This is a genomic window from Gluconobacter sp. P1C6_b, assembly GCF_018811945.1.
Taxonomy (GTDB): domain Bacteria; phylum Pseudomonadota; class Alphaproteobacteria; order Acetobacterales; family Acetobacteraceae; genus Gluconobacter.
Map to the genome: position 1 here is coordinate 25,331 of NZ_JACRVU010000019.1, position 26,526 is coordinate 51,856.

General features: G+C 57.6%; 21 protein-coding genes, 1 tRNA gene and 2 pseudogenes. 11 read left to right on the plus strand and 13 right to left on the minus strand.

The genetic code is table 11. From position 1 onward, the window contains the following. Window positions 1-478: 478 nt before the first annotated feature. Complete coding sequence (locus KP701_RS12300) at window positions 479-2,899, minus strand: membrane-bound PQQ-dependent dehydrogenase, glucose/quinate/shikimate family (RefSeq protein WP_215747363.1); 2,421 nt, start codon at window positions 2,897-2,899, stop codon at window positions 479-481. A gap of 619 nt (window positions 2,900-3,518) precedes the next feature. Between KP701_RS12300 and KP701_RS12305 the strand changes: the two genes are divergently transcribed. From KP701_RS12305 to KP701_RS12335, 7 genes are all read left to right on the plus strand, one after another. Beyond that, window positions 3,519-5,051 carry an MDR family MFS transporter gene (locus tag KP701_RS12305; protein ID WP_215747364.1) on the plus strand — a complete coding sequence of 511 codons (1,533 nt, stop codon included), beginning with the start codon at window positions 3,519-3,521 and terminating at the stop codon, window positions 5,049-5,051. A 182-nt stretch (window positions 5,052-5,233) separates the two neighbouring features. After that, the gene (locus KP701_RS12310; protein WP_252345597.1) at window positions 5,234-5,905 is read left to right on the plus strand and encodes a TetR/AcrR family transcriptional regulator; all 672 of its coding nucleotides are present in this window, start codon (window positions 5,234-5,236) and stop codon (window positions 5,903-5,905) included. Beyond that, the gene (locus KP701_RS12315) at window positions 5,902-6,996 is read left to right on the plus strand and encodes an efflux RND transporter periplasmic adaptor subunit (protein ID WP_252345598.1); all 1,095 of its coding nucleotides are present in this window, start codon (window positions 5,902-5,904) and stop codon (window positions 6,994-6,996) included. The genes KP701_RS12310 and KP701_RS12315 overlap by 4 nt, the downstream gene beginning before the upstream one ends. Continuing rightward, window positions 6,974-10,084 carry an efflux RND transporter permease subunit gene (locus KP701_RS12320; protein ID WP_215747365.1) on the plus strand — a complete coding sequence of 1,037 codons (3,111 nt, stop codon included), beginning with the start codon at window positions 6,974-6,976 and terminating at the stop codon, window positions 10,082-10,084. Before KP701_RS12315 ends, KP701_RS12320 begins: the two co-directional genes overlap by 23 nt. Next, a complete protein-coding gene (locus tag KP701_RS12325; RefSeq protein ID WP_215747366.1) occupies window positions 10,081-11,517 on the plus strand; it encodes an efflux transporter outer membrane subunit in 1,437 nt (478 codons plus the stop codon). The genes KP701_RS12320 and KP701_RS12325 overlap by 4 nt, the downstream gene beginning before the upstream one ends. After that, a complete protein-coding gene (locus KP701_RS12330; protein ID WP_215747367.1) occupies window positions 11,514-13,430 on the plus strand; it encodes an alpha/beta fold hydrolase in 1,917 nt (638 codons plus the stop codon). Before KP701_RS12325 ends, KP701_RS12330 begins: the two co-directional genes overlap by 4 nt. 8 nt (window positions 13,431-13,438) lie before the next feature. Continuing rightward, a complete protein-coding gene (locus KP701_RS12335) occupies window positions 13,439-14,437 on the plus strand; it encodes a DUF4105 domain-containing protein (protein ID WP_215747368.1) in 999 nt (332 codons plus the stop codon). Window positions 14,438-14,469: 32 nt separating this feature from the next. Here the strand turns inward: KP701_RS12335 and KP701_RS12340 are convergent, their stop codons facing one another. Together KP701_RS12340 and KP701_RS12345 are read right to left on the minus strand one after the other, a co-directional pair. Further along, window positions 14,470-15,642 carry a low temperature requirement protein A gene (locus KP701_RS12340; RefSeq protein WP_215747369.1) on the minus strand — a complete coding sequence of 391 codons (1,173 nt, stop codon included), beginning with the start codon at window positions 15,640-15,642 and terminating at the stop codon, window positions 14,470-14,472. Between the two features lie 106 nt (window positions 15,643-15,748). Then, entirely contained in the window at window positions 15,749-16,648 is a 900-nt protein-coding gene (locus tag KP701_RS12345; RefSeq protein ID WP_215747370.1) for an N-formylglutamate amidohydrolase, read from the minus strand. Between the two features lie 75 nt (window positions 16,649-16,723). Between KP701_RS12345 and KP701_RS12350 the strand changes: the two genes are divergently transcribed. After that, window positions 16,724-16,798: transfer RNA gene (locus KP701_RS12350), tRNA-Val, on the plus strand. 191 nt (window positions 16,799-16,989) lie between these two features. Here the strand turns inward: KP701_RS12350 and KP701_RS12355 are convergent. From KP701_RS12355 to KP701_RS12375, 5 genes are all read right to left on the minus strand, one after another. Then, entirely contained in the window at window positions 16,990-18,090 is a 1,101-nt protein-coding gene (locus KP701_RS12355; RefSeq protein ID WP_215747371.1) for a site-specific integrase, read from the minus strand. A gap of 186 nt (window positions 18,091-18,276) precedes the next feature. Further along, entirely contained in the window at window positions 18,277-18,564 is a 288-nt protein-coding gene (locus tag KP701_RS12360) for a hypothetical protein (RefSeq protein ID WP_215747372.1), read from the minus strand. After that, the gene (locus KP701_RS12365) at window positions 18,561-19,178 is read right to left on the minus strand and encodes a hypothetical protein (protein WP_215747373.1); all 618 of its coding nucleotides are present in this window, start codon (window positions 19,176-19,178) and stop codon (window positions 18,561-18,563) included. The genes KP701_RS12360 and KP701_RS12365 overlap by 4 nt, the downstream gene beginning before the upstream one ends. 168 nt (window positions 19,179-19,346) lie before the next feature. Beyond that, the gene (locus KP701_RS12370) at window positions 19,347-19,637 is read right to left on the minus strand and encodes a hypothetical protein (RefSeq protein ID WP_215747374.1); all 291 of its coding nucleotides are present in this window, start codon (window positions 19,635-19,637) and stop codon (window positions 19,347-19,349) included. A 1-nt stretch (window position 19,638) separates the two neighbouring features. After that, window positions 19,639-20,175: a hypothetical protein gene (locus KP701_RS12375; RefSeq protein ID WP_252345599.1), complete on the minus strand. Its 537-nt coding sequence runs from the start codon at window positions 20,173-20,175 to the stop codon at window positions 19,639-19,641. Between the two features lie 229 nt (window positions 20,176-20,404). Between KP701_RS12375 and KP701_RS12380 the strand changes: the two genes are divergently transcribed. Continuing rightward, window positions 20,405-21,484: an IS5 family transposase gene (locus KP701_RS12380; protein ID WP_215747375.1), complete on the plus strand. Its 1,080-nt coding sequence runs from the start codon at window positions 20,405-20,407 to the stop codon at window positions 21,482-21,484. A 113-nt stretch (window positions 21,485-21,597) separates the two neighbouring features. Here the strand turns inward: KP701_RS12380 and KP701_RS12385 are convergent. Both KP701_RS12385 and KP701_RS12390 read right to left on the minus strand, forming a co-directional pair. After that, window positions 21,598-21,939, minus strand: a pseudogene (locus KP701_RS12385) (transposase); the annotation flags it as partial. Window positions 21,940-22,025: 86 nt separating this feature from the next. Continuing rightward, window positions 22,026-22,508 carry a hypothetical protein gene (locus KP701_RS12390; protein WP_215747376.1) on the minus strand — a complete coding sequence of 161 codons (483 nt, stop codon included), beginning with the start codon at window positions 22,506-22,508 and terminating at the stop codon, window positions 22,026-22,028. 316 nt (window positions 22,509-22,824) lie between these two features. On the opposite strand from KP701_RS12390, the gene KP701_RS12395 reads away from it, so the two are divergent. Further along, the gene (locus KP701_RS12395) at window positions 22,825-22,965 is read left to right on the plus strand and encodes a hypothetical protein (RefSeq protein WP_252345600.1); all 141 of its coding nucleotides are present in this window, start codon (window positions 22,825-22,827) and stop codon (window positions 22,963-22,965) included. Window positions 22,966-22,978: 13 nt separating this feature from the next. On the opposite strand, the gene KP701_RS12400 is transcribed toward KP701_RS12395, so the two are convergent. The 3 genes and pseudogenes from KP701_RS12400 to KP701_RS12410 form a co-directional block, all read right to left on the minus strand. After that, the gene (locus KP701_RS12400) at window positions 22,979-24,070 is read right to left on the minus strand and encodes a hypothetical protein (protein WP_215747377.1); all 1,092 of its coding nucleotides are present in this window, start codon (window positions 24,068-24,070) and stop codon (window positions 22,979-22,981) included. 5 nt (window positions 24,071-24,075) lie between these two features. Beyond that, entirely contained in the window at window positions 24,076-24,480 is a 405-nt protein-coding gene (locus tag KP701_RS12405) for a hypothetical protein (protein ID WP_215747378.1), read from the minus strand. A gap of 585 nt (window positions 24,481-25,065) precedes the next feature. Then, a pseudogene (locus KP701_RS12410) lies at window positions 25,066-25,854 on the minus strand (IS481 family transposase); the annotation flags it as partial. Window positions 25,855-26,108: 254 nt separating this feature from the next. Between KP701_RS12410 and KP701_RS12415 the strand changes: the two are divergent. After that, on the plus strand, window positions 26,109-26,526 hold a 418-nt coding region (locus tag KP701_RS12415), incomplete at its 3' end, for a transposase (RefSeq protein WP_215747379.1).

Consider the following 26,526-nt stretch of genomic DNA (forward strand, 5'->3'; position numbering starts at 1 on the left):
TTACATATAGGACCCCTTTTTTACGACCAGGATCGTTATAGTGGTTCAACATATATTTAAAGGCTCCCTGCGCGTCTCCCCTTCCTCAGAAAAGAAGTCGCAGAGCCTAGAAATCAAAAAACCGAACCAAAAAAAATAGCTCCCCCGATGACAAAAACCGGACTGAAATCCATTAGGAATGGACTTTAGTCCCAATGGACACCTAATCTGTTGTTTTAAATGGAATTATTTATCATCTGAACACTCATAAAACGGGCAGAAAGCCGCCCCTCACTTGTCCGTGTAGAAAACGGATCAAACGCCTGTTTTCCGCGCGTAAGCGCTGATTTTCGTGTTGGGAGGGGAAGACGATGCCGGGGCACCGCAAGCCGCTGTTCAGCCTGCTGTAAAGCTTTGGAATCTGTGGTCCTGAATACATGCGCAATATGGAAGGGAGCGACAGGATTTTCACCTCGGAAAACCCTGCCGCCGGGATGGCTCAGTTGGCCTGAGCTGTCTGCCCGTCATCCAGGGCATAGGCGAGAATATAATCGCCCGTACGCGTTCCCATACCTGCATGTCCGCCTGCAGCAATCACGATATACTGCTTGCCGTTGATCATGTAGGACATCGGATTGGCCTGACCGCCCGCAGGCAGCCGTGCTCTCCAGACCACTTTGCCTGTGCTTTCATCAACCGCGCGGAGATAGTCGTCCGCCGTTGCGCCCAGGAAGACGAGACCGCCTCCGGTTACCATCGTGCCACCAATGTTGAACATGCCGGTTGGCAGGGGCAGATTGGTGTGCGTGCCGAAGGGGCCGGTATCCCGCGTTGTGCCGATCGGATGCTGCCAGACGATTTTCCGGCTGACGAGATCGATCGCGGTCAGCGTGCCCCATGGCGGCGCATCACAGGGAACCATGAGCGGGTTCAGCCAGGGATGGACGTAGCCGACATACGGCGTACCGTACTGAGGACCATAGACACCGCCCTTCACGTGCGGTTCGTTGCCGCTACCATCCCACGGGGGCACAAAACCCGCCTTCTCGACGGCATCACGCGGTGCCATACGGAGCATGAAGGGGATATAATTGGCCGTGGAAATGACCAGCTTGTTCACCGGATCGACAGAAGCGCCATTCCAGTCCACGACACCGTCAAACGCCGGATAAACAATAGTTTCCTTCAACTGCGGGGGCGTGAACTGCCCCTGATAGGCCGCCTTGCGGAACTGGATGCGGCACATCATCTGGTCGATCGGCGTTGCACCCCACAGATGCTTCTCCGTCAGATCCTTCGGCGAGACAGAAGGAAGACCGACCGAGTAAGGCTGCGTCGGCGTTGTCCAGTCTCCCGGAACGGCACCCTGCGGTGTTTTCTTTTCCGCCACCTCGGCCACGGGCTTTCCCGTCTCGCGGTTGAGCATGAAGAATTCGCCCCGCTTGGTCGTCTGAACCAGAGCCGGGATCGTTGAACCATCCGGTCCGGGCAGATCGATCAGCGACGGTCCCACCGGAACATCCATATCCCACACATCATGGTGAACGGTCTGGAAGTGCCAGCGCAGTTCGCCGGTCTTTGCGTCCAGCGCGATGATCGAACTGCTGAACTTGTCATCAAACGGACGACGATGACCACCAAAGTAGTCGGGCGGCGCATTCCCCGTCGGCAGATAAACGAGGCCCAGCTTGGGATCGGCAGTATAGACGCCCCAGGCATTCGGTGTATCGCGGGTCAGTTCATCATTGGGTCCTGGCGTCCAGGTCTGCGGGTTATGCCCCACATCCCAGGCCCACACGATCTTGCCGGTAATGGGATCAAACGCACGGACAGCGCCTGACGGCTCGAACGTCGCCTGATTGTCGAAGATCCAGCCACCGGTGATGACACGATCGCTGATGATCATGGGCGGCGACGTGACGAAGTGAAAACCATCGGGAACATGGCCCAGATACTGCGTCAGCGAGATGAAACCATGCTCTCCGAAATCCTCGCAAGGTTTACCCGTTCTGGCATTCAGAGCCATCATCCGGGCATCGAGAACCGGTGCAATGATACGTTCCGGGCATTCTGCGCTCGCTCCTTCGGCAGCCTTGTAATAGGCGACGCCACGGCAGGCGAGATAGACGTCCGGGCCGGTATTGGCCTTGGGATCATACTTCCATTTGATCTTTCCCGTTGCCGCATCAATGGCTTCAACCCAGCTGTGACCAGTACAAACATAGAGCGTGTCGTCGACCTTGATGGGCGTATTCTCGAAGTTGAACTCATGCCCACCATCAGTGCCGCCCTGATCTTCACCAGCCCGCATGGTGTCGCCCGTATGCATGCTCCAGGCGAGCTTCAGGTTTTTTACGTTCCCGGCGTTGATCTGCCTGAGCGGAGAGAAACGATCCTGGCCCTGAGTGCGGCCATAATACTGCCAGTCCTGATCCGGAACGGATGTATCAGATCCGCCGTCGGAGCCGGACGCCAGCTGTGCGGCCCCGGAGATACCGTTTGGCTGCAATGCTGCGACAACCAGGGTCAGGAACGTTGCCGCGGTGACACCACCGACAGTGAGTGTCGCAGCACGGGAAACCGGAAACAGCCTGCCCCTGAACCACGGCAGCAGGACAAGCAGGCCAAGAACGATGAATGCGACAAGGCGCGGTTCAAGTTCCCAGAACGTCAGATGGACTTCCGCCAGAGACCAGACCAGCGTTCCGAAAATTGTGACGGCCACGACCCAGAGCGCAAGACTGCGACGTGTCCAGGCCAGCACGGCGCTTGCTGCCAGGGCAAGGCCGGCGATAAGGTAATAGAATGTTCCACCAAGAGAAATAAGTTCTATTCCCCCGATGATGAGCGTCAAACTCACAATGAAGATCAAGCCACTTATAGCCCAAGGCCTTGACCCTATATGAATATCGTTCGACATTTTACCTCCAATGTGAACGTTTGTATTTCAGATTCAGAAACGGGATTTTCATTATTTATTCGGCATTTACTCCATAATTGGTTCCACAATGACGCCGTCCGTTAATGTTCAGGTTTTCTGACGAAACCTCTGAGACGATTTCACGGAGGTGGAGGTCGCTAATGTGCAGAAACCCTCACGGCTCTGCACACTGCAGAATACGGAAATAGCATTATTCGTTAATATTAAATGAAATGAGAATTTCTCTATCATTTATTGAATTAAAATGATTCGTTTTTAAAAATATACTCCATAGTCAAAGGGAATTACTGTCCTTAATGACAAACAATAAATGAGCACCATCAATCGATTGTGAGTGTCTGTTTTGTGATGCCTGAACGGGAAACCAGAGCCGATATCTGCAAAAGGCTCATCCAGATGAACCGAAAGACCGTTCTCTTCTGCTTCGGTAGCAGGCCGGAACGACGGTTGATCAATAATGACGGGTGTGGTCCGTTAGCGCTGATCCGGGCTGGCCGAAGCGGATGACAGGCCGCAGCCCAATGGCAGGTAATGCGTCCCGACAGTCGTGATCCTTATGGGAAAACGATGCTGACGTTTTGAAATTATGGAATTTTTTGTGCAATCCGTCTCCGCTGATCTCCCATCCCGCTATACGCCTTCGACGCGCATCCGCGTTTTTGCCGGTCTCATCCTGACCATGATCATGGCAGCGCTCGATCAGAGCATCGTCTCCACGGCACTTCCTACGGTCGTCAGCGATCTGGGCGGTCTGGCCCACATGTCGTGGGTGGTGACGGCTTTCATGCTGACATCGACGATTGCCACCCCCCTGTATGGCAAGCTTTCCGACATGTTCGGCCGACGCCCCCTGCTCGGATTCAGCATCGGGGCTTTCCTGCTGGCCTCGCTTTTGTGCGGTGTTGCCCAGAGCATGTGGCAGCTGATCCTGTTCCGGGGATTTCAGGGGATCGGAGCCGGTGGGTTGATGACCCTGTCCCAGACCGTGATCGGCGATATGGTCACGCCGCAGCAGCGTGGCCGGTATCAGGGACTCTTTACCGGCGCTTTCGCCGTCAGCAGCGTCACCGGGCCATTTCTCGGCGGCGTGCTGACCAGTGCCCTTTCATGGCGCTGGGTCTTTCTGGTCAACCTGCCCGTCGGACTTCTGGCCTTTACCCTGATCATGTTGAGCCTGCCCTCTGGCGGCGCCGAAAAAAGGCCTCGTATTGATTATCTCGGAGCCGGACTTCTGGGGATTGCGACAGCCGGCTTTCTGCTTCTGTTCAATTCCCTCGGAACCGCCCTGTCCTGGACGTCCCCGCTCACCCTGCTTCTGCTGACAGGCAGCACGGCGGTTTTCCTGCTGTTTCTCTGGCAGGAACTGCGCGCACCTGAACCTCTTGTCAGTCTGGGCCTTCTGCGGATTGCGGATTTTTCCGTCTGCGTAGCGGCTACCGGGATCATGTCGTTTGCCATGATGGGATCGATGATTTTCCTGCCACTCTATTACCAGCTCGTCCTGGGAGAAACTCCCGCAACCTCAGGCCTGATGATGCTACCGCAGGTCGGCACCATGATGATTAGTTCGATCCTGGGCGGTTATGTCTCGTCGAAGACGCAGCGTTACGAACTCCTGCTCGTGATCGGTGTCGGTATCGAGTTTCTGGCCCTGGCCCTCATTGCGCTTTGTGCCCGTCATGGTGCGCCCGCGCTCTCGTTCCTGCTCAGTCTTGGATGCCTGGGAGTCGGAATGGGCATTGGCATGCCCAATGCGACGGTCATCATCCAGAATTCCGTTCCCGGAAACATGCTGGGGATCGCCACAGCCATGATGGCATTCATCCGCTCACTGGGCGGATCGCTGGGCGTGGCGCTTTCAGGGGGCGTGATGGCCCTGATGCTGCGAAACAGCCTCAATGCCCTGCCTGAAAAAATTGATGTGTCCACATTTCTGGAAAACGGCATGGCGGCCATCCAGACGCTCTCTCCCGTCCTCCATGAACAGGTGAAGGCGGCTTACAAGACGTCGATCAGCGCCAGCCTGACCGTCAGCAGCAGCTTCATGCTCCTCGCCTTTATGCTGATCGTGGGACTGATGGCGCGCAAAAAACTGAACGCCGGCGACGTCGGAAGCGACCAGGCTGCATAGGCTTCCGGCTTTTCTTAACGCGAAAGAAGCATGTCGCTGCGATACTGCAGCGGCTCTTTCGGTCGGGCTGACATAAAAATTCCACAGACCTGCAAGGATCATGCTCTTGCGAGACTGAACCGTCTCGTCTACTGACGGCAGACCATCCTGACGCCAATCAGACACCCGCAAGGAGACATGGCATGGCTACGAAACGTTATGGAGGACGGCCTGATACCAGGATGTCCGAAGAACTTGATGCCCTGATCCTCCAGACGGCCGTGCACCTGTTCGGCGAAAAAGGATATGCCGCGACTTCCATGGAGCAGATCGCCGCCGTCGCGCAGGTCGGCAAACAGACCATCTACCGGCGTCATGCTTCCAAGGAGATCCTGTTCAAGACGGTCATCACCGAACTCGGACAGAGCCTTCTCGGAGCCGCTGCTCCTCCCGAGGACATGGTTACCGCAGACCCCCTTCTGGCCCTGCGGCAGACCATGCGCATGCTGATCGATCTCGTACTGCAACCCGACACCATCGCGCTGAGCCGCACCTTCATCGCAGAAGGATGGCGTTTTCCCGATCTGGTCGAACATGCGGGGGCGCATGTCTTTGAGCCGCTGGAAAAGCTCACGTTCAAGCTTCTGGGTGAGGTCGAAAAGGCCGGTCTTCTGAACAGGACCTGTGGTTGCGAGGAGACATCCCGGGTGCTCTCCGCCCTCCTTCTGAGTTGGCCCCATCAGCAGAGGCTCTTCGGGCGGATGGTTCTCGCAACAGCCCTGGAGCGCGATCAGTACCTTGAACAAACCTGGAACGCCGTCATGAGCGGAATCCTCGCTCCCTCTCCGGCCAGTACGGCGGAAACGTCCCGATGAGAGCTTCTGCCGGCAGATTGCCCGTCATGCTGGGCAGCAGCCTTCTGCTTGTTCTGGCTGGCTGTCACAAGAAAGCAACAGCTCCGGACATCCGGCCCGTTCGTTCCATAGTGGTGCAGCCCGTCGACGGCACGGCCGGAGAACCCCTGACGGGTCAGGTTGCCCCGCACCGCACCGTGACCCTGTCGTTCCGCCTGCCAGGCAAGATCGTTGAACGCAGCGTCAGCGTCGGGAGTGCCGTTCATGCCGGACAGGTCCTAGCCCGCCTGGACGAAGAGGCCGCGACGCAGACCCTGCAAACCGCGACCGCAGACGTGGAAGCTGCAAAAGCCGACCTCATCCAGATGGAAGCGCTCCATAAACGCGCTGTTGCCCTTCTCCCGGTGCAGGCCATTTCCCGCAACGAGTATGACGACGTAATCCGCCGCTACCATACGGCGCAGAGCACCCTTCAGTCCGCTCAGGCCCGCATGCGGATTGCGCAGGAAGGTGTGGAGCACACGCAACTGACGGCGGATTCCGATGGAATCATCACGGACCGTCTGGCTGAAGTCGGGGAAGTCGTTGCTGCGGGCCAGCCGGTCCTGCGCATGGCGCAGAGTGGCGAGCGTGACATCCAGTTCGACATCCCGGCCTCCCTTGTGCGCGCAACCGGCCTGATGGGACGGACATTTTCGGTCTGTCTCGACGCCGAGCCCCGGCTCTGCACGACGGCAAATCTTTATGAACTCGCACCCGATGCTGATCCCCTGACCCGGACTTACCGGGCCATGGCGCTTCTGCAGTCGCCGCCTGCGGACATGACTTTAGGATCGGTCGTGGTTGGCCGCATGACGCTGTCGGACCGTCGGGAAATCCGCCTGCCACCTTCGGCCCTTACGGCACAGGACGGCAGGCCCGCTGTCTGGGTCGTCGATGCCGACACATCGACCGTTGCCCTGAGACAGATCGAAATTGCCAGCTACACAGCCACTGACGTCCTCGTCTCATCCGGACTGAACGCCGGTGAGCGTGTCGTCACGGCGGGTGTGCAGGCGCTCTATCCGAGCCAGAAGGTCACGCTGCTGAATGACGCCGATGTCCGCCCCTGAGTCTCCGGCCCCCGGTGGTGTGAACCTGTCGCGCTGGTCGATCAACCATCGCGCGCTCGTTCTTTTCTTCATGATCCTGATCGGTGTGGCGGGCTTCAGGTCCTATTTCGCCCTGGGGCGTAACGAGGACCCTCCGTTCACCGTCAAGACCATGGTCTTGCAAGCCATGCTTCCCGGTGCTTCCGTCGAGGAAACGGCCCATCTCCTGACAGATCCCATCGAAAAGAAGCTGCAGGAAACGCCTTACTTCGACTACGTCAAAAGCTACACGGTCGCGGGGAAAACCACGATTCTGCTCAATCTGCAGTCGGGGACACCCAAGGCGAAGGTTCCAGACATCTGGTACCAGGTCCGCAAGAAGGTGGGGGACCTCAAGGTCTTCCTGCCCTCCACAACCGCGGGTCCGTTCTTCAATGACGAGTTCGGCGACACATTCGGCATCATCTACGCCTTCACGGCACAGGGTTTTTCCCATCGTGACCTGAGGGATTACGTCGAAACGGTCCGGGACGAACTGCTGCACGTCCCCGATGTCGCCAAGATCGAGACGCTAGGCGCGCAGGACGAGAAAATCTATGTCGATCTGTCCAGCCACCATCTGGCACGGCTGGGGATCAACAGCGCGATGATTGCATCGTCGCTTCTGGCGCAGAACGTCCTCACGCCTTCCGGCACGCTCGATACCGGAACGGAGCAGATCCGGATCCAGCCCACCGGGCAGTTCAATTCGGTGCAGGACATCAAGAATGTCACGGTCTATGCGGGAGGCCGCAAGATCCGGCTGGGAGACATCGCCACCGTCACCCGCTCCTATTCCGATCCTCCGCAGGCCATGTTCCGCGTGAACGGACAGGACGCCATCGGTCTGGCGATTTCCATGAGTTCCGGCGGCAACGTCCTTGCGATGGAAAAGAATATTTCCGCAACGATGGCGAAGCTGCACGCGCGGATGCCTGTAGGGATCGAAGCCCATCTCGTCGCCAACCAACCCAAGGTCGTGAAAGACGCTGTCGGTGACTTCACGGAAGCTCTTTTCGAGGCCATCGCCATCGTGCTGGGCATCAGCTTCCTCAGCCTTGGCGGCCGCGCGGGAACCGTGGTGGCCTTCTGCATCCCCTTCGTCCTTGCCGTCGTCTTTACCTGCATGGAAATCTTCGGGATTGACCTTCAGCGTGTCTCCCTGGGTGCGCTCATCATCGCGCTCGGCCTGCTCGTGGATGATGCCATGATCACCGTCGAGAGCATGGTCAGCAAGCTGGAAGAAGGCTGGACCCGCGCCCGGGCGGCGACCTTCGCCTATATGTCCACGGCCTTTCCCATGCTGACCGGCACACTGGTGACGATCGCGGGCTTCGTGCCCGTAGGTTTCGCACACAGCATCGCGGGCGAATACACGTTCTCGCTGTTCGCCGTGGTGGGCATCGCGCTGATCGTCTCCTGGTTCGTGGCCGTTCTGGTCGCCCCGCTGATCGGGATCACGATCCTGCGCGAACATCCCGAAGCAACGACCGGAACCGCAACGCCCCGTCCGCCCGGACGGATCCTGACCACGTTCCGGCGTTTCCTGCTCCTGTCGATGCACCATCCGCGGGTAACGGTTTTTGCCAGCCTCGGCGCGCTCGCTGCGGCACTGCTCCTGCTGCCGCTTGTGCCAAAGCAGTTCTTCCCGGCCTCGGATCGTCCAGAGCTGCTCGTCAACCTGTCGCTAAGACAGGGCTCCTCAATCACGGCAACGGCGGATGTCTCCCGCAGGCTGGACGCCCTGCTGCGCAACGATCCCGATATCGACCACTGGAGTTCCTATGTCGGTCGCGGCGCCATCCGCTTCTACCTGTCGATCGACGAACAGCTTCCCAACGATTTCTTCACCCAGACCGTAATCGTCGCCAAAGACGCAGCGGCGCGCGAACGTGTCCGTCATCGTCTCGATGAGGCCCTGAGCCGACAGTTTCCGGACATCGTGCATGGCCTGTTCGCCCTGGAGCTCGGACCGCCCGTGGGCTGGCCCGTGCAGTATCGCATCAGCGGCCGTGATCCCGACAGGGTCCGCGACTATGCACAGCAGGTCGCGCGCATCATGGACGAGAGCCATAATCTGCGCCTGATCAACTTCGACTGGGGCGACCCTGCCCGGAAACTGAGGATCGATGTCCGTCAGGAAGACGCCCGACGACTGGGCCTCTCCTCATCCGCCATTGCCCTGGCCATCAACTCCACGGTCACCGGTATGACCGTCACGCAGCTGCGCGACAGCATCTATCTCGTCGATGTCGTCCTGCGGGCCAGCCGGGATGAGCGCCTGTCGATCGAACAGCTGCGAAATCTCGACATCCGTCTTCCGAACGACCTGACTGTTCCCCTCTCTTCCGTGGCGACAGTCTCCTATGTGGAAGACTATCCCCTGATCTGGCGCCGCGACCGCCTGCCGACCATGACGGTTCAGGCCCAGCTCCAGAACAACATACAGCCCGATGCCGCGGTCTCCGCACTGGCCTCCAGAATGGCCGCATTCAATGCCAGCCTGCCACCCGGCTATCATCTTGCGGTCGGTGGGACGGTCGAAGAAAGCGCGAAGTCCCAAGGGTCCGTGGTCGCGGTCATGCCGGTGATGCTCCTGATCATGATGGCGGTGCTGATGATCCAGCTTCAGAGCTTCAGGCGCCTCGCGCTGGTCCTGAGTGTTGCGCCGTTCGGCCTGATTGGTGTTGTCGCCTCCCTCCTGATCTCACAGCATCCAATGGGCTTCATCGCCATGCTGGGTCTTGTGGCGCTGGTCGGCATGATCATCCGGAATTCGGTCATTCTCGTCCACCAGATCGAGATCGAACAGCAGGCCGGCAAGTCGGAATGGGACGCGGTGGTCGATGCCGCCATGATCCGGTTCCGGCCAATCATGCTGACGGCCGTGGCCGCTATCCTCGGCATGCTCCCGATCGCATCGAGCGTCTTCTGGGGCCCGATGGCCGATGTCATCATGGGTGGCCTGGCCGTTGCCACGGTCCTGACCCTGATCTTCCTGCCTTCGCTCTACGTCATCTGGTTCCGTGTCCGCGAACCCACTCCCGATCCGGCAGAAGGAGCCGCATGATGCGCAGATGGCTTCTGCTTGCCCCGCTGCTTCTGACGGGATGTTCCTGGCTGGCACCGGATTACAAACGCCCCCCGATGCCCCTGCCTGCAACATGGCCGGGAGCCGCCGCCGTGGCGCGCGATGACCGGACATGGTGGCACAGCTATGGCGATCCGGTTCTCGACCAGCTCGTCCAGACTGCCCTGCGTGACAGTGACGATATTGCCCTGGCCGGCAACCGCCTGATGCAGGCCAGGGCCCAGTACGGATATGCCTTCGCCAACCAGCTCCCCATGCTGTCAATTGCGGGAGCCGATGCCTACGGACAGTTCGCGAACGGACGGGTCAGCGCCCTGAACCAGAGCCTTCATTTTCCGAACAAGACCAGCAATCTCGGGTTCGTCGGCGGAATGCTCACTTACGAACTCGATCTGTGGGGCAAGAACGCCAGCCTCAGCAACGCGGCGAAAGCCGGGGTTCATGCTGGTGTCTATGCGATGGATGCGGCCCGCCTCTCGGTCGTCGCAGGGGTTGCGAAACTCTACTTCAGCCTCCGCGCGCTGGATGAGGACGTCTCCCTTCTGAAGCAGACTGCCCAGACACAGGACGATCTTCTGGCGCTGGTCCAGCGGCAGTACGACGTTGGTGCCACGGATGCCCTTACCCTTGAAAGCGTGAGGGAACGGCGCGATACCGTCCATGAACTTCTGCCGGACATGGAAGACCAGCGCGACCGGGCCGAGAGCGCTCTCGCAGTCCTGATCGGCCAGTCCCCACAGGGTATCATCCAGAGCGACCTTCCCCGCGGCCGGAATATCGGAGACATGACCGTCCCGGAAGCGACCCCGTCCCTTCTACCGTCGGAGTTGCTGGAGCGCCGGCCGGATATCGCCATGCACGAACAGATGCTGATGGCGAGCAATTTCAATATCGGCTTCGCGCGGGCTGCCTATTTCCCGTCGATCTCCCTCGCCTCCCTTGCGGGCGTGAATAACGTCGATATCGACAACCTGTACCGGGCCACAGGCCGCGCGTGGACACTGGGAGCTGCCATGGCGGCTCCGGTTCTGGATTTCGGACGAACGGAAAGCGGCGTCCGGCTCGCAAAAGCCGGGAAGAACGAGCAGGTGATCCTCTACCAGCAGTCCATCCGCTCCGCCTTCAAGGAAGTTCGGGACGCCATTCTGGCGCAGAAGACCGCCGCAGATCGCGAAGGCGACACCACCTCCCGGGTGGCGTCAGACGAACACCGCCTGCGCCTTACGACGCTGCGTCTTGAAAATGGCTACGCCAGCCGGATCGACGTCCTGACGGCTCAGGCCATCGTCCAGCAGGCACAGCTCGCCCAGGTCTCGGCGAGGCTCCAGCGACTGAACGCCTCGGTCGATCTCTACAAGGCGACAGGTGGCGGATTTCAAGTCCCCGCCCAGAAGGCAGCTGTCAGCCCATGAAAAAGGCCCTGTTTTCTCTTGTCACGCTGCTCTGTCTGGAAGGCTGTGCCTCTCCCATCTCCGTCCGGCAGCTTTCCCTGACATCCGCCTATCAGGACCGGAACCAGAGCGCCCTCGCCGGAGATCGTCTCACCAACCTGACACGCACGGTCCTGCAACGCGAGAACCTGCTGCCCCTTTGGAACGCCCATCCTGCACAGGCGCTGCTCGCTTTGCAGGACCGGACCCGGAAACATTTCTATACCAGCACACTGGACGATCAGCTTTTCGCCCTGGCGGAGCTGAACTACCTGCAGGGACGGCGCCATCAGGACCGCGCAGCCTACATGGCGGCCGCGCTTTATGCCTACGCCTATATCAATCCGGACGCCCCTGCAGACGCGCGTCCCAGCCCTTACGATCCACACCTGCGGCAGGCCTGCGACCTGTACATGTTCGGCCTGACCGAGGCTCTGGGAGCACCCGTCAATCTGGTTTCGCAGGAATGGCACCTCTCGTCAGGTCCCGTAACCCTTTCCGTCGATCCCCGACAGCTCCGATGGCATGGACATGATGTCACGGATATCCGTCCCGTCTCCCGCCTTGCGGTCAGTGGGATTGAAAACATCTATCGCCAGAAAGGCCTGGGGGAACCAGTAGGCGCCCTGCCCCGTCTGACCGCGCAGGAAAACAAATCCTTCCAGATCGCCAATTCGCTGCGTGTCCCGATGAACCTGATGCTGGTCATGAGCGCGCCCCGGCAGCAGATCCTCTCAGACCATATTTCCGCCAGTCTTCGGCTGACCCCGATCGACCAGACCATTGCCGGGCAGACGGCGCCGCTCCAGTTCGATCAGACAACCGCCCGCGCAGAAAGCCTGAATGACGCGATGGACTGGTCCGTCGAATATCGCGGTTTCCTCGACGGGCGCCTGTTCAACAAAGGCGATCACCCGCAACTGCTGACCATCGAACCTCATCAGTATGGCCACCGGCCGGTTGTGCTCGTGCATGGCACGGCATCCAGCGCGGCGCGATGGGCGAGCATGGTCAATGATCTGATGGAAGACACAACCATCAGAAATCATTATGAATTCTGGTTCTTTTCCTATGCGACGGGAAACCCCATTCCCTATTCCGCCCTCCAGCTTCGTCAGGCGCTGGAAAAAGCCGTGGCCCAGCTTGGTGGCGCGAAGGCGGATCCCGCTCTGGGAAAAATGACCCTGATCGGCCACAGTCAGGGCGGTCTGCTGACCAAAATGCTGGTTGTGAATGCAGGAGACAGGCTCTGGAACGGCATGGTCTCCGTTCCGCTGGATCGCCTGAACCTGCGCCCGCGCGATGAGACCCTGCTGCGCGATGCCCTGTTCCCGTCGCCGCTTCCCGAGGCCCGTAGCGTCGTCTTCATTTCCACGCCCCAGCATGGAAGCTATGTCGCCGGACTATCCGTGGCGCAGCTGGTCGGCCGGCTCGTGACATTCCCTGTCTCGGTTCAGGAGACTATACGCGCCGTGTTCGCAAGCTCGCCGGAAATCCGAAAGCTGAACATGCGTCCCTGGCGCGTCGGCAGCGTATACGGCATGTCCCCACGCAGCTCGTTTATCCAGTCTCTGGCGGCTATTCCCGTCGCTTCGGACGTCGAGAGCCATTCCATTATCCCGGTTCTGGGGGATGGTCCCCTGAAAACCGCCGATGACGGCGTAGTCATGTACGAAAGCGCCCATATTCCGGATGTTGGGTCGGAACTTGTAGTGCGTCATTCCGGCCATTCGACCCAGTCCAATCCCGTCACAACCGCAGAAGTCCGCCGCATCCTGATCAGGCAGCTCGAAGAGGACGGAACGGTTCCACCCGAAACCGACAAGGGCGGAAAAGGAACGGTTACCTCTCTGGGCGGCACCTATACTCCCCTTGAACAGGCGTGCGCCAAGTGAACCCGCAAATGCCATCCCGCTGGCAACGGGTCCGAAAGACAGCTGAGCGGGTGGGACTTGTCCTGTTCGTCCTCTTTGGAACCGCCGCGCTTTATTATTCGACGCCTGAGCCAGACGGACTTCGCATTGCCCTGACGGTCCTTTTCCCGCTCCTTGTTGCCGGCGCGTCGCGTCTACCAAGCAGGCTGGCCTCCCGGGCCGGTGTTGGCACGCTGTGTGGCGCAGTTGGCGTCTGGTATATCACCGACCCACCGCGCAATGACCGAGAATGGCAGGGGGAATATGCTGTCCCCGCTGATGTCATGATGGATGGAAACCTCGCCCATATCCGGAATATCCGGAACTTCGTCTACCGGACCACGCAGGACTACACCCCGCATTATTACGACGCGACATACAATCTGGACGACCTTTCATCCGTTGATCTCGTCACATCCTACTGGGCGGGCAATGCCATCGCGCATGTCTTTCTGAGCTTCGGCTTTCGTGATGGACGGCATGTCGCCATGTCCATCGAGACACGTCGTCAGAAGAAATTCCAGTATTCGACAATTGCCGGTTTCTTCCACCATTACGAGATTTTCTACGTCACGGCTGACGAACGGGACCTCATTGGTGTGCGGACGGATGTCCGGCATGAGCGCGTCTATCTCTATCGTCTTACGCTATCGCCTGCAGAACGCAGAAGGCTGTTCGAGAGCTACCTGCAGGAGATCCACACACTGGTCCAACACCCGGCATGGTATAATACCCTGACCGACAACTGCACGACGGGCATCCTGACGCGGGCACAGGCCAGACTGCGATACCGACTGGACTGGCGCGTTCTGCTCAGCGGATACACTGCATCCCTGGCCTATGATCTCAGGCTTCTTGATACCAGCATTCCGTTTCCCCAACTCAGGGCCCAGAGCCGTATCCAGCGCCCCGCCAACGCTTCGCCTGATCCGGATTATTCCGAGGAAATCCGCCGCCAACCTCATGAAGTGAATGACCCCGCGGACTGACTTCTGTCACGCCAGCCATTATTTCCCGGTTCTCAGGCGTCCTGCCTTTTCCCCTGCTCGACGCACCAGGCCACCGCCAGAAGCATGAGGGTGCCAATCGAACAGAGGATCAGGGGCGATAATGCCGCACCCGCAAAAAACAGGATCACAAATCCGCCCAGTCCCACCAGATGGCAGACAGACCATGTGGACGTCACGATCCGTCCATAAATACAGCTTCCGAAAAGATAGAGGATTGGTCCCGCAATCATGACGGACAGTGCGGGCCCTGACACGGCCTCAAGGGGATTTTCCAGAAGGATATCCATGCCGACAGCCGTCACGATAATGCCCGCGATGAGGATGGCATGAATATAATGAAAATATGCCCCGAGGCGCCCGGGATCGGATGAGTGCGTGATGGCATGTTCGGCCTGCCTGATCGAGGTCCCGAAATAAAGCCACCACATGGCGACCGTGCACAGGAAACTCACACAGAACCCAAGCAAAACCGGCGCTGTCCACTGCTCTGACCGCGCCATGGACAATCCGGAAGCCATGATGGTTTCGCCCAGTGCCACCATGACGAAAAGCTGGCACCGCTCCACGAGATGGCTGCCTGAAATCGTCCAGTCGGACGTATGCGAGCGTCCAAGAAACGGAAGCCAGAAACCGAACATGGGAGAAACGTATTCACACAGAACGGCGATGCTCCAGAATACGAGCCGCAGATCGGAAGGATAGAATGCGCCAGCGATCCAGAACACAGCGCTGATCAGGTTCCACCCCAGAATGCGCTGGTAATTCGGAAGAAGCGCGTGGTTATGGGGTAATCTGCACACCACAAAGGCCGATCGACCGACCTGCATGATCGTGTAGCAGATCGCAAAACTCAGCCCTCTTGCTCCAAAGGCCTCCGGAGCCGCCGCGCCACACAAGAGAGCAAGCGCCATGGAGGCAAACAGGACACAGCGCAACGAGGTCGAGCGCGGGTCGAAGCAGTTGGTGACCCATCCCGTATACTGCCATCCAAGCCAGGCCGCGAACCACAGAACAAACGTCTGGAGAAAACCCATCCCGCCAAGATGATGCAGCAGTCCATGACTGATCTGGGTGACAAGGAAAACATAAATCAGATCGAAGAACAGTTCTTCGGTCGTAACCTCAACGTGACCGCTCTCCGGCCGCCTGAGAAACGAATAGCCTGCCCTGTCCTGAAAAATCACTGCAACATCCCGCCTGCAAGCATAGAACCCAGCCCTCAGAACTACAGATCAAAGGTAGGCTTGTCTTCTGTAACCCACAGGAAAGAAGAACGGAGGCATATCCGTACTAAGCAGACGATGCCTCAACCGCAAGCGCTTCTTCCGGTGCGGATGACTGCGAGAGGGCTCCGCTCCCAACCCACGCCGCCAGCCCCGCAAGGAGAGACTGCATGTTCCGCTGCGTCTGTTCAAACCCGGCCCCGGTTTTGAGCGTCGCGGCATTCAGATAAAGGGAGCGACAGATCTCCAGCTGAACGGCATGGATGTTCTGTTCGGGACGGCCGTAATACTGGGTAATATACCCACCGGCATAGGGAACATTCCGACGAACGGAATAGCCGAGGCTTCCGAGCATGTTTTCAATCATGTCCGGCAAGCCGGAGACGCAGCTTCGGCCATGAACGTCCCCCAGAACCATATCACACGATCGCGCATAAGGCAGCCTGGGCATGGAATGGGCTTCCAGAAGAACGGCATAGCCAAACCGCGCCTTCATTTCGCTCAGGAGCGCTGCAAGAGCCTCGTGATAGGGCAGCCATGCCGCGGTAATCCTGGCCTTTATTTCAGAGAGATGAAGAGGCTGTCCGTAAACCTGCCGTCCCTGTGACACATAGCGCGGAATAACCCCGAAACCCGCCTTCACCTTCGCCGTAAGCAGGACCTCGTCCTCAGGGGGGGGCGGATCAAACATTTCCGCATCCACTTCACGCCAGTCGCGATTCACATCGCACCACACACGGGGAAGCTCGGCACAGATCAGCGTCGCGCCAAAATCCGGTGCGTTTTCAAATAGCCGATCCACAAACCGGTCTTCGCTCTGCTGCAGTTCATGAAAGGAGAGCGAAGCCCTGTCGAGAAAATCCGACGGATAATTCCGTCCGGAATGTGGAGACGAGACAAGCAGAGGAATCGCAGTATTCCGCGGTCGATTCACCCTGAAGGACGTCAGTGGCACAGGAAGTTGCATATTTTTTTCATATTTCGTCCCACAGGGGGTTGCAAGGTTTTCGGGACACAGCTAGAAACCGCCTCACCGGACCGGGGGCGCATAGCTCAGCGGTAGAGCACTACCTTGACATGGTAGGGGTCACAGGTTCAATCCCTGTTGCGCCCACCACTCGGTCCGGTAAGAAACCCCTTGAAAATTAAGCATCTTTTTTTAGCTCTCTGGCTATAGAAACCAAATGGTTACTGCCATTGGGGACCGCTTAACTCCGGGACAATCCGACTTCAGACGAGAATATCCGTGCAAAATCCGTGCACTCTGCGCGGGATCCTGCGCGCTCATGCGAATCGGCCGTAGGTCATTCAGACACTGATCCCGAGCCATTCCAGGATCTCTTCCCGGTAAGCGTCTGGCATCACCTTGGCATAGCGCGTCACCGTCGTGATGTTGCCCCATCCCCCGTCAGCCTTGAGGCGCATCAGATCCTTGTGCAGGCAGTATTGCCAGCTTGCCCAGGTGTGGCGGGCATCATGCGGCGTGACATCAGGAACGAATACGCTCTTCGGTTTCTTCTGCCCTCTGGGTGTCCACACGCGCATGTGGCCGGGCAGCCCCGCTTTGCGACAGGCCACTGACCATCCGGATTTGATCTGTCCGCCGCTGGTCCGCCCATTTTCAGAAGAGGCCTCTCCGATTTCCCTGCCCTCCCCGTTTTTTGACTTCCGGGCACGAACGGGGCGAAACACGCGGCCGTCCCGGTTGGGTAGAGACGCCAGGGATGCACAAACGCGAGGCGGCAGATCGATATGCCGCTCGTTCCCCTGCTTCTGCCAGACGACAGCCCGTTTTCCCTTCAGATCCACGCAGGCCCAGTCCAGTTCGAGAGCCTCTGACATGCGGGCGCCTGTCCCAAACAGGAAGATGAGCAACGGCTTCAGGTGCGGTGCAGCATTATCGACCAGGTCCGTCACCTGCCCGGGCCTGAGGTAAACCGTTCGGCTCATTGGAATCCGCGGCTTGTCGAATGCCGGCCGTTCGCACCATCTCCGGACAGCAGCGAACTCCAGAACGGAGCGCAGAGGAGTGAGGACGGATCCCTTCGTGGCCGGACTGGCCTGTGCTCCATCGCGCAGAATGTGACGATAGGCCTGATCGAGCGCTGTCTGATCAATCTCAGCCAGGCGCATGGTGCCAAAATGCTCCAGAAGGCGACGCAAATAGGCCTTCGTCGCCTCGGAACGTGGCTCTGCCTCGACATAGGCAGCGACCGCATGGGCGAAGGTTACAACGGCCCGCTTGCCATAGATGCTTTCCTGCCAGAGTTCAGCTTCGCGCTTCGCCCGGTATTCTTCCGCCTGCTGGGGGTCAGAAGTTCCTGAGCTCTCATAAACGCTCTGTCCTTTGACGGTTCCACGGACATAGTACGTTTCCGATCTGGCGCGTTTGAAGAGTTTGAGGGGCATTCCAGGCTCAATAAAAGGCGTTTGTAATCCGCCGGATAGAAAATGATGCGGCGACCCCAACGACGGTGCGTCGGACCTCCGTGGAATTCGCGGACGCGGCTGAGGTGTTCCCTCAGCTTGGTCCGGCCGACACGCCCCTTGAGGCGCGTGAGAACGTCCTCGAAGGTCAGGGTGTCTTCAAGAGACTCATTCATTGCACTCTCCCGTCCTCATGTCGGAATCGTTCCTTACATATTCCGCTTTGATCCTTTCGATTTCACGGCCTGTAATTCTCTTGCTCCAGCGCTCCACGAGAAACGCCCCGAGAAATCCTGTGGCCCATAAAAGCGGCCCCAGAATGAAGCATGTCAGTTCTCTTTCACGCGGCAGGGCTACAATAGAAGCAACCAGAACCGCCATGCTTCCTACAATACACATTGCGAGACAAAGAGAGTTCGCCCATTGCACTCCGTTGTATGGATTATTCTCACTCATGCTTCGGCAGCCTCTGCTCCATGCCCCGTCTGAACGAGCAATCTGGCCTGATCAAAAAGCTCCCGGTGCACCTCTTCTCCGAAGCGTTGCAGAACCAGCTGACACACCCTTCGATGGACAGTCCTCTCGGCAGCGACTGACACGATCTGGAGCTGGGTCCGGGCATTCTGAGCTGCCGCTTCAGCTCGCCGTGCAGCAGCTTCTCCCCGGAGCCGTTTCTGCTCCTCGATGTCGCAGGCGCGATCCTGCTTTCGGTTTTCGGCTTCGATATAGTTCAGAACACCTCTGCGCTTGAGAACGCGCCGGTGCTGCAACTGCGATACCGTCAACGCATGGTGCGCGCGGATATGCCAGTCGAGATAATGATCGCTTGCACCTCGCTGTGCCGCGGCAATGCGGGATGTCTCCAGTTGGCCTTCGATCGAGGCGATCTTGGCTTCCAGGAAATTCAGAGCGTCAGCGCAATCCGGCATCGTCTGGATCAGTTCGGGGCGCTCAACCAGTGCTGTCAGGCGTTCGGTCTCGGCCTGGTCGATTTGCGTCGGGCCAAATGTTCGCGATGACCGGGCATCATATTCGACGTCAGAAAAGAAGGCAGAATTGCTACTGGTCATGCGAGGTTCTCCAGGTTTTCGCGAAGACCATTGAGGTCGGCGATCGGTGCTTGGATGCATTTCGGGCGCGTGGTGGTTTCAACCATTTTTCGAACTCTCGGATATCCGGCCTAAGCCGGTGAATTTCAGGATTGTGCTGAGAACGGGGTCTGAAGTGACCCCTGTCCCTCATCGTCGGCGCTGGTTCAGGACCGTGATGACGTCCTGCACGAACTGCTCGATCGTCTCCGGGTCATCAAATCCCTGCACATCCGTGGCAATCATGCGGGCCTTGGCCAGCAGATCGCGCGAACTGCGGACCGGGAGTGCCTCAACCCGTTTCCGGGCGCGGGACCAGCGCTTGATCACGTCCCCTTCTTTCCGACTGTCCTCGGCGCAGTAAGAAAGCTTGGAATTGACGCGATTGAGGCGACGGTTCTCGGACGTGACGGTGATGGAGGTTGCAATCAGAGCGGTCATGTCACGCCCCCTCTCCGACAAGAGCCACATCCTCGGCGGCCGTGATGGCTGAGTACGGTGCGGTGCTCTGCGCGATGTGCTGCTTAACCAGCGGGATAATTTCTGCCGACCAGAGAAGCATCTGACGGGAACGACGGCCTTTGATCGGCGCATCTTCCAGCCGACTGTAAGGCCGGCCCGCTTCTGTCGCAGTCCAGGGGTTGTCGTCACTGCCGGAGCGGTCCTGAAGCCTCATGGCGAGAAGCGTCCTGTTCAGCCACTGGGCGGACTGCCACCCTTCCCGTTTCGCCAGTTCGCTGACAGTGAAAAACGGCTTCTGCGTCGGGCTTTCAATCCGCTTGATGTCCATCAGCTCAAGGGGGTTAACCCCATGCAGCCGCTCGACAGCATGTGAGGCATGGATGGCCGCCTGTGCGTCGTCCAGATTCATCAGCTTGGCAATCCGGCGCATGTCCGCAAAGGTGCGGCCCAGCCCGGCCAGTTTCGGCTGAGGCACCGGCGATACCGCAACCGGACTGCTGCCGGTTTCCAGCTCCATCCAGCGACGGACGATCTTGAGCCGGAGATCCGAGCGGTATCCGGCAACGAGCGTGATGGTCAGGTCCTTGGGGAGATTGTAGCAGCGGTATTCCTGACCATTCTGCTCATTCTTGTAGGTCTCCTCAAAGTTGAGGAGACCCTCTCCAACGTGGAGGGTTCGAAAAACCCACTGGTTTTGGGTTGGCCTTTATGATTCCATTTTTCCTACGTTGATTGGGGGATGGAAGATGAAGCAGCCGGGTTTCTTTGATGTTGAAGAGCGGCTTGCTCGGTTAAGTGGGCTTGGCGATCAGCTTGAAGCGTTTTCCCGGACTGTGGATTTTGAGGTGTTTCGCCCTGATCTGGAGCAGGCTCTGGCCTGTTCAGACGGCAGTAAAGGCGGGTGTCCGCCGTTTGATCCGGTGCTGATGTTCAAAATCCTGGTGATCCAGATGCTGAACAATTTGTCTGATGAGCGGACGGAGTATCTGATCAACGATCGCCTCTCCTTCATGCGTTTCCTTGGTCTGGGGCTGTCGAACCGTGTGCCGGATGCCAAAACACTCTGGCTGTTCCGTGAACGCCTGACCCAGGCGGGTGCCATTGAGAATCTGTTCAATCGCTTTGATGCGACCCTGAGGAACGCCGGTTATCTGCCGATGTCGGGCCAGATCCTGGACGCGACACTGGTGGCGGCTCCAAAGCAGCGCAATACCAACGATGAAAAGACGACTCTGCGGGAAGGACGGATCCCACAGGAGTGGCAGGACAGGCCGTCAAAGCTGTCCCACAAGGACAGGCATGCGCGATGGACACTGAAGTTTACCAAGGCCAGACGGCAGGAGGACGGGACGATCCCTTCCACGGATCTCGCCATTCCGTTCTTTGGCTCCAAGTCGCATATTTCCATTGATCGGAAATATCGGCTGATCCGCACATGGAAGACAACGGATGCCGCTGCCAGCGATGGCGCCAGACTACGCGAGGGCCTGTTGGATAAAACCAATACAGCCTCAACGGTCTGGGCGGATACGGCCTACCGTTCAAAAGCCAATGAGGACTTCATGGAAAAGCAGGGCTTTGTCTCGAGGGTTCACAGAAAAAAGCCGCATCTCAAACCGATGCCCCGGCATATCCAGCGATCCAACGCCGGAAAGTCCGTGATCCGGTCGCGTGTCGAGCATGTCTTTGCCGATCAGAAATCACAGACGGGACTGTTCATCCGAACTGTCGGTATCACCCGGGCCACCATGAGGATCGGGCTGGCCAATATCGTCTACAACATGCGCCGCTTCCTCTTTTTGGAACGGATCAGCACTGCAGCATAGCAATCCAGCAGGGAGGCAGTCCCCTATCTCTTCAAAACGCAGAGCGAATGTGACCCAAAGAACCGTCAATCAAATCGCCAAAAGCCCAAAATCAGAACCAATACACACCAACCAACGGTTCTTCGATCCCTCCAGATTGTTTTGGCGTCCGGCACACGGTTCGACAGTCCCAGACCAAGGAAACGCATGAAGGACAGGCGATCATTGATCAGGTATTCCGTCCGCTCGTCGGACAGATTGTTCAACGTCTGGATCACCAGAATTTTGAACATCAGCACAGGATCAAACGGGGGACGGCCGCCTTTGCTTCCGTCTGAATAAGCCAGTGCCTTCTCCAGATCAGGGCGGAACGCCTCGAAATCCACAGTCCGGGAAAATGCTTCAAGCTGGTCACCAAGTCCGCTCAGCCGAGCAAACCGCTCTTCAACATCAAAGAAACCCGGCTGCTTCATGATCCATACTCCAATCAACGCAAGAGAAATGGAATCATAGAGAACAGGTCAGAGCCAAGGGGTTTTTCGATCCCTCCACGTGCTCTAGATCAGATTTCTTTGTCGTGCTCTAGACTTAAGTAAGTGTATCCAGTACCGTCTTCGATGCCAATAATACGGTGACTAAATACTCGAACAAGGTTTTTTAACTGTGTTAAGCCCCCATACGGCCAAGATGTAGAACCGAACTCTAAACGCCCTATCTGTTCATCATCTCTTGCAACACGCAAATACTGAAAATCATTTTCCAGCAATCCAGATACCAGAGATTCAAAACTCATTCGCCTCTTCAAACTAGGGTCATGCTTTCGAATATTTACTGGAGTATTAAACCAGCGCTCTCGCCAATCTGCATCCTCTTTTTTTGTATAAGTCGGAAATTTTTTTGCAAATTCGCCTCCTAATTCGGATTTCAATGCCTCTATAGGTGGATGATCCTCGTTTGTTATATGTCTATTGAATATTTCTACGCAATGCTTCAGTTTTTCGAAGTCTGCTGTGTTGTCAATATTAAATAAAATGTAGTTACTCATCCTTAATCGCCTCGCCTCATCGATCTTCGTAGGAGACCCTATTTATAAGTTTATATTTAAGTCAATATCGTCATACGACGCCCCCCCCCCTCTAACGGGAGCATATCACACCAAATAGCATAATGGTGGATGTGAACAGCGTGGCGATGAAATCGGAGATCATATCGAGGGCGCGTACGAGAATAAAATTCGCAAGTTTCTACTCTCTCGTCGTCACTCACAGAAGTCCGCTTTCAATTCGAATAGCTAAAATATCTGTCATTCGAGTCTCAGGATTCATAACCCATTACGGTTCCTGACCACGGAAGCCAACGCGGTGGTCGCGCCCTATCATCCCAAAGCCATGCCCGTCATTCTGGAACGCCAGGAGGAGATCGAAAGCTGGCTGACGGCCCCCATACCGGTCGCCCTGCAGCTCGAGAAGCCGTTGCAAGAGGCATCCCTTCAGGTTCTCTGAACAGACGAGGGGCCTAGCTGGCCTTCTGTCCCTTGAGACGGGCAATTAGCCGGGAGCTTCTCAACATGGCTTCATCAGCCTGATTCATGGCTGCAGCCAGATCCTCATAGTCGAACTGAAGCGGGTCCAACCGCGTCGGCGGCGGGAGCTGCGTCATCTCTTCGTCCGGGATAGATTGCGTCGTGAAAGGATCATCCTTACGGGGCCGGCCGTGCTTTCGGCCGGGAACGGGTCGTGTGGGAGGTTTCACGACGTCGCGGAGCGCTCCCATGCCAGCCAGACCAAACATGCGATGAGCTCTCCGGTGCGTGACTTCCACTACAATGCCTCGGTCCTGGAATGCGCTGAGAAGCTGCAGTGCGCTTTTCATCGACATCCCCAGACGATCCGCCAGCATGGAGGCAGACACGAGCGGCTGGATCGCCAGCACATTGACCGCCTGGGGCGCACGGGAATGACGACGCTGTACGCCGCACTTCTCAAGCGCCTGTGTTCTGGCTCGCTCTAGCTGGTGCAGAAGATCATGCGTGTCCCGGGTTTCGGTTAGAAGAGCATCGAGCCACCGGCATAGCCAGGGCTTGATCTCCCAAGGTGTTCCTGGAGTGAGTGCTTCTATGCCGGTCAGGATCAAGGGCGTCCGGAGGATATCATGGGAGTGCCAGTGCCGGCTTAACGCCGCGCAGAAGGGAGCACGAGGATGACCGGCCTGTAACCAGCGATGAAAAACGATCCCCGCATCAAGGATCGGTCCCCACCCTGATGACTGATCTTTCAGGAACGCTTCAGCTTCCGCAATGGCATGCGCCTGCATAGCATCCGGGCGAGCGTACCAGCGCCAGAGCGTAAAGGCATGGGATGCCGCATCCACGACCGTACCGCGTTCATAGCCGTCCTGGCCAACCACTTTCGGCACGAGGCCGTGCAGTTCGGCAACCAGATACCAGGGATCGATCAGCCAGCCGTCGACAGCGCTATGGCGCTGGATCGCATCCAGGCGCTGTCGGAACAGGACGGCAGGTACAGCGGAGCCGCGTCTCAGCGCCTGATCCAGTCGTCCCAGCTCAAGGCTGAGACGGGTGAGCCTCTCGGCGAACGGAGGAACCACTGATCCTATGACGCGTCGTTTTCCGGATAGTCTCCAAGATCGATCACCTTCCCGGACGCGACGAGTTCTGCATAGCGCTGCTTGCTGTCAATGTCAGAAAAAGACATTTCATACACCTTTCCACCCATAGCTTTGAGCTGATCCATCGAGATCGGATGAGGATTGTCCCGGATCGTACCGATGATGATAGGTCCGATAATTTCTCCGCGAAGGCGGGCGCTTCCGCTCCCACTGGGAGCAGAGCTTGGGGCATGTACCGCCGACGATTTGGCGAGACTGGCTTTCAGAGCCGCGAAAGTCCGGAATCCGTGGCGTTGGGAGAGTTTTTCGAGAGCCTGCGTATAAGACAAAGCACCTGACCGGCTTTCCTGTCGTGCCTGCCTTTTGAGCGCTTCAAGGGAAATCGTCATTTGAATCCTCGACCGGAAGGATGAATCACAGGGCCTGATTTGCGCCATACTCCGAACAGGATGACATGACTGTTTGTCTGAGAGACTTTTCCGTTATTTCACAGGCCGGAAGGCGCGCTGTGTCTCTCGCCTATAAGCCTTCAATACCACCAAACGGCACGTAGCAACAGCACCAAACACCCTAATATCTTCAAAAGGTAAGTCTCCGTCTTTTTTTTGAAAATTGCCCCCTTCCCACCCCTATGTCCGTTAATTTACTTTATCGGACATAGGGTAGTATGCATGAAATCGTCTCTAAAATGCTCTTCCTATGTGCTGATTTGGAGCCCTTGTCCTCGGACAAAAACAACTCTGGAAAAGATGGTTTCATCGCCTCTGCCATTCCGGGCGTGAGGAATTACACCCCCGCATAGACCCACAATCCTTTATCGGTTGTGCAGCGGCTTTGGGGGGGGGAAGCGAAAGGTCTGCTTTTAGATCCTATTACAAACAAGCAGACATCGTTGATTAGTCTCCTTCGCTTCAAACGAAAAATTGATTACTTAAGACTCTCCAAATCATCTAGGTGTTTAGTCCCGTGGTTTGATGGGTTGGATTATGGAAGCGTTTGACGGTTGCTTCCTTGATTGTCCGGTTCATCCGCTCAACCTGACCGTTCGTCCAGGGATGATTGGGTTTCGTCAGACGATGTTCGATCCCGTGAGCTTCGCAGATCATGTCGAAGCGCATGGGGCGAGACCAGGCCGTATTGCGGTTACGGGGCTGATCAGCGAACTGGATGCCGTTATCGGTCAGAATGGTATGGATCCGGTAAGGAATGATGCTCAGGAGATATTCGAGGAATTCCCAGGCGGTCTTCCGATCGGCTTTCCCGACGAGTTGTGTGACAGCGAACTTGCTGGTCCGATCGATGGCGACGAAGAGATACAGCTTGCCTTCAGCAGTCTGGACCTCGGCAATATCGATGTGAAAAAAGCCGATGGGATAGCGTTTGAAACGTTGTCGTCTGGGCTTGTCTCCCTCGATATCCGGAAGCCGGGATATTCCGTGGCGCTGCAGGCAGCGATGCAGGGCCGAGCGTGTCAGATGGGGAATGCTGGCCTGCAGGGCATAAAGGCAGTCATCCAGCGGCAGCAACGTATGCCGGCGAAACGCCACGATCATTGCTTCGTCCGTCTCGGACAGAACTGTGGATCGCGGCTCTTTGGGACCTGTCTTCTGATCCTCAACCGTTTGACGCTTCCGCCACTTTGCAACTGTTTTCGGGTTGACCCCGAACTTCTTGCTCAGCGTCGCGAGCGAAGCCTGCGATCGCTGTATTGCTGCTCGCACGGCGTGCGTGGTCGTGGCGCTGCCATGACGTATCTGTCCCATAAGGCTTCCTTCCACTCGCGTGAAAATACCACACCATCAAACCCCGGGACTAAACACCTTATGTGTTTCCAGCCTGTTATGATGGCCTCATGAACGACCCTGGCCAGGGTCGTTCATGAGGTGAGATACAGCGCTTAACACCTGGTAGCCTGACCACGTTTTCTAGCAGGCTGATCTCGCCTCTCTTCACCGTCTCGAACAGTTGACGGCGGCCCGGTTCCGGGACCGCGAACATAAGAAAGAGAGAGAGTGATATGTCTTCGGAAACGGTCATTGGAGTAGATGTGTCTCGAGACTGGCTTGATGGCTTTTGCCTGCCAGAAAAGCAGAGATTTCGTTTTCAGAATTCACCTGATGGCCATGCCAGATTACTGGAAACTCTTCAGAGTATGCCGGACGGTCTCACGGTTGGATTTGAAGCCACCGGTGGACAGGAATGGGCACTCTGGCGTGTTCTCATCAGTATGGGACTCAATGCCGTCCAGTTGCCTCCAGCACAGATCAAAGCTTTCGCACTCGCCATGGGGAAACGCGCGAAAACCGATCAGATCGATGCGGAATTGATTGCGCGCTTTATGGCTTTTCGTCCAGAAGCAGGACGAACACTGCCGGATGAGAAGCTCCAGTTTCTGCGGGCACTGACGGTGCGCAGAGCTCAGATGGTGGAGGCAC

Coding starts and splice junctions, on each gene's coding strand:
- KP701_RS12300 (WP_215747363.1), bottom strand. CDS start 2,899: ATGTCGAACGATATTCATATAGGGTCAAGGCCTTGGGCTATAAGTGGC.
- KP701_RS12310 (WP_252345597.1), top strand. CDS start 5,234: ATGGCTACGAAACGTTATGGAGGACGGCCTGATACCAGGATGTCCGAA.
- KP701_RS12315 (WP_252345598.1), top strand. CDS start 5,902: ATGAGAGCTTCTGCCGGCAGATTGCCCGTCATGCTGGGCAGCAGCCTT.
- KP701_RS12320 (WP_215747365.1), top strand. CDS start 6,974: ATGACGCCGATGTCCGCCCCTGAGTCTCCGGCCCCCGGTGGTGTGAAC.
- KP701_RS12325 (WP_215747366.1), top strand. CDS start 10,081: ATGATGCGCAGATGGCTTCTGCTTGCCCCGCTGCTTCTGACGGGATGT.
- KP701_RS12330 (WP_215747367.1), top strand. CDS start 11,514: ATGAAAAAGGCCCTGTTTTCTCTTGTCACGCTGCTCTGTCTGGAAGGC.
- KP701_RS12335 (WP_215747368.1), top strand. CDS start 13,439: ATGCCATCCCGCTGGCAACGGGTCCGAAAGACAGCTGAGCGGGTGGGA.
- KP701_RS12345 (WP_215747370.1), bottom strand. CDS start 16,648: ATGCAACTTCCTGTGCCACTGACGTCCTTCAGGGTGAATCGACCGCGG.
- KP701_RS12355 (WP_215747371.1), bottom strand. CDS start 18,090: ATGCCCCTCAAACTCTTCAAACGCGCCAGATCGGAAACGTACTATGTC.
- KP701_RS12360 (WP_215747372.1), bottom strand. CDS start 18,564: ATGAGTGAGAATAATCCATACAACGGAGTGCAATGGGCGAACTCTCTT.
- KP701_RS12365 (WP_215747373.1), bottom strand. CDS start 19,178: ATGACCAGTAGCAATTCTGCCTTCTTTTCTGACGTCGAATATGATGCC.
- KP701_RS12370 (WP_215747374.1), bottom strand. CDS start 19,637: ATGACCGCTCTGATTGCAACCTCCATCACCGTCACGTCCGAGAACCGT.
- KP701_RS12375 (WP_252345599.1), bottom strand. CDS start 20,175: ATGGAGCTGGAAACCGGCAGCAGTCCGGTTGCGGTATCGCCGGTGCCT.
- KP701_RS12380 (WP_215747375.1), top strand. CDS start 20,405: ATGAAGCAGCCGGGTTTCTTTGATGTTGAAGAGCGGCTTGCTCGGTTA.
- KP701_RS12390 (WP_215747376.1), bottom strand. CDS start 22,508: ATGAGTAACTACATTTTATTTAATATTGACAACACAGCAGACTTCGAA.
- KP701_RS12405 (WP_215747378.1), bottom strand. CDS start 24,480: ATGACGATTTCCCTTGAAGCGCTCAAAAGGCAGGCACGACAGGAAAGC.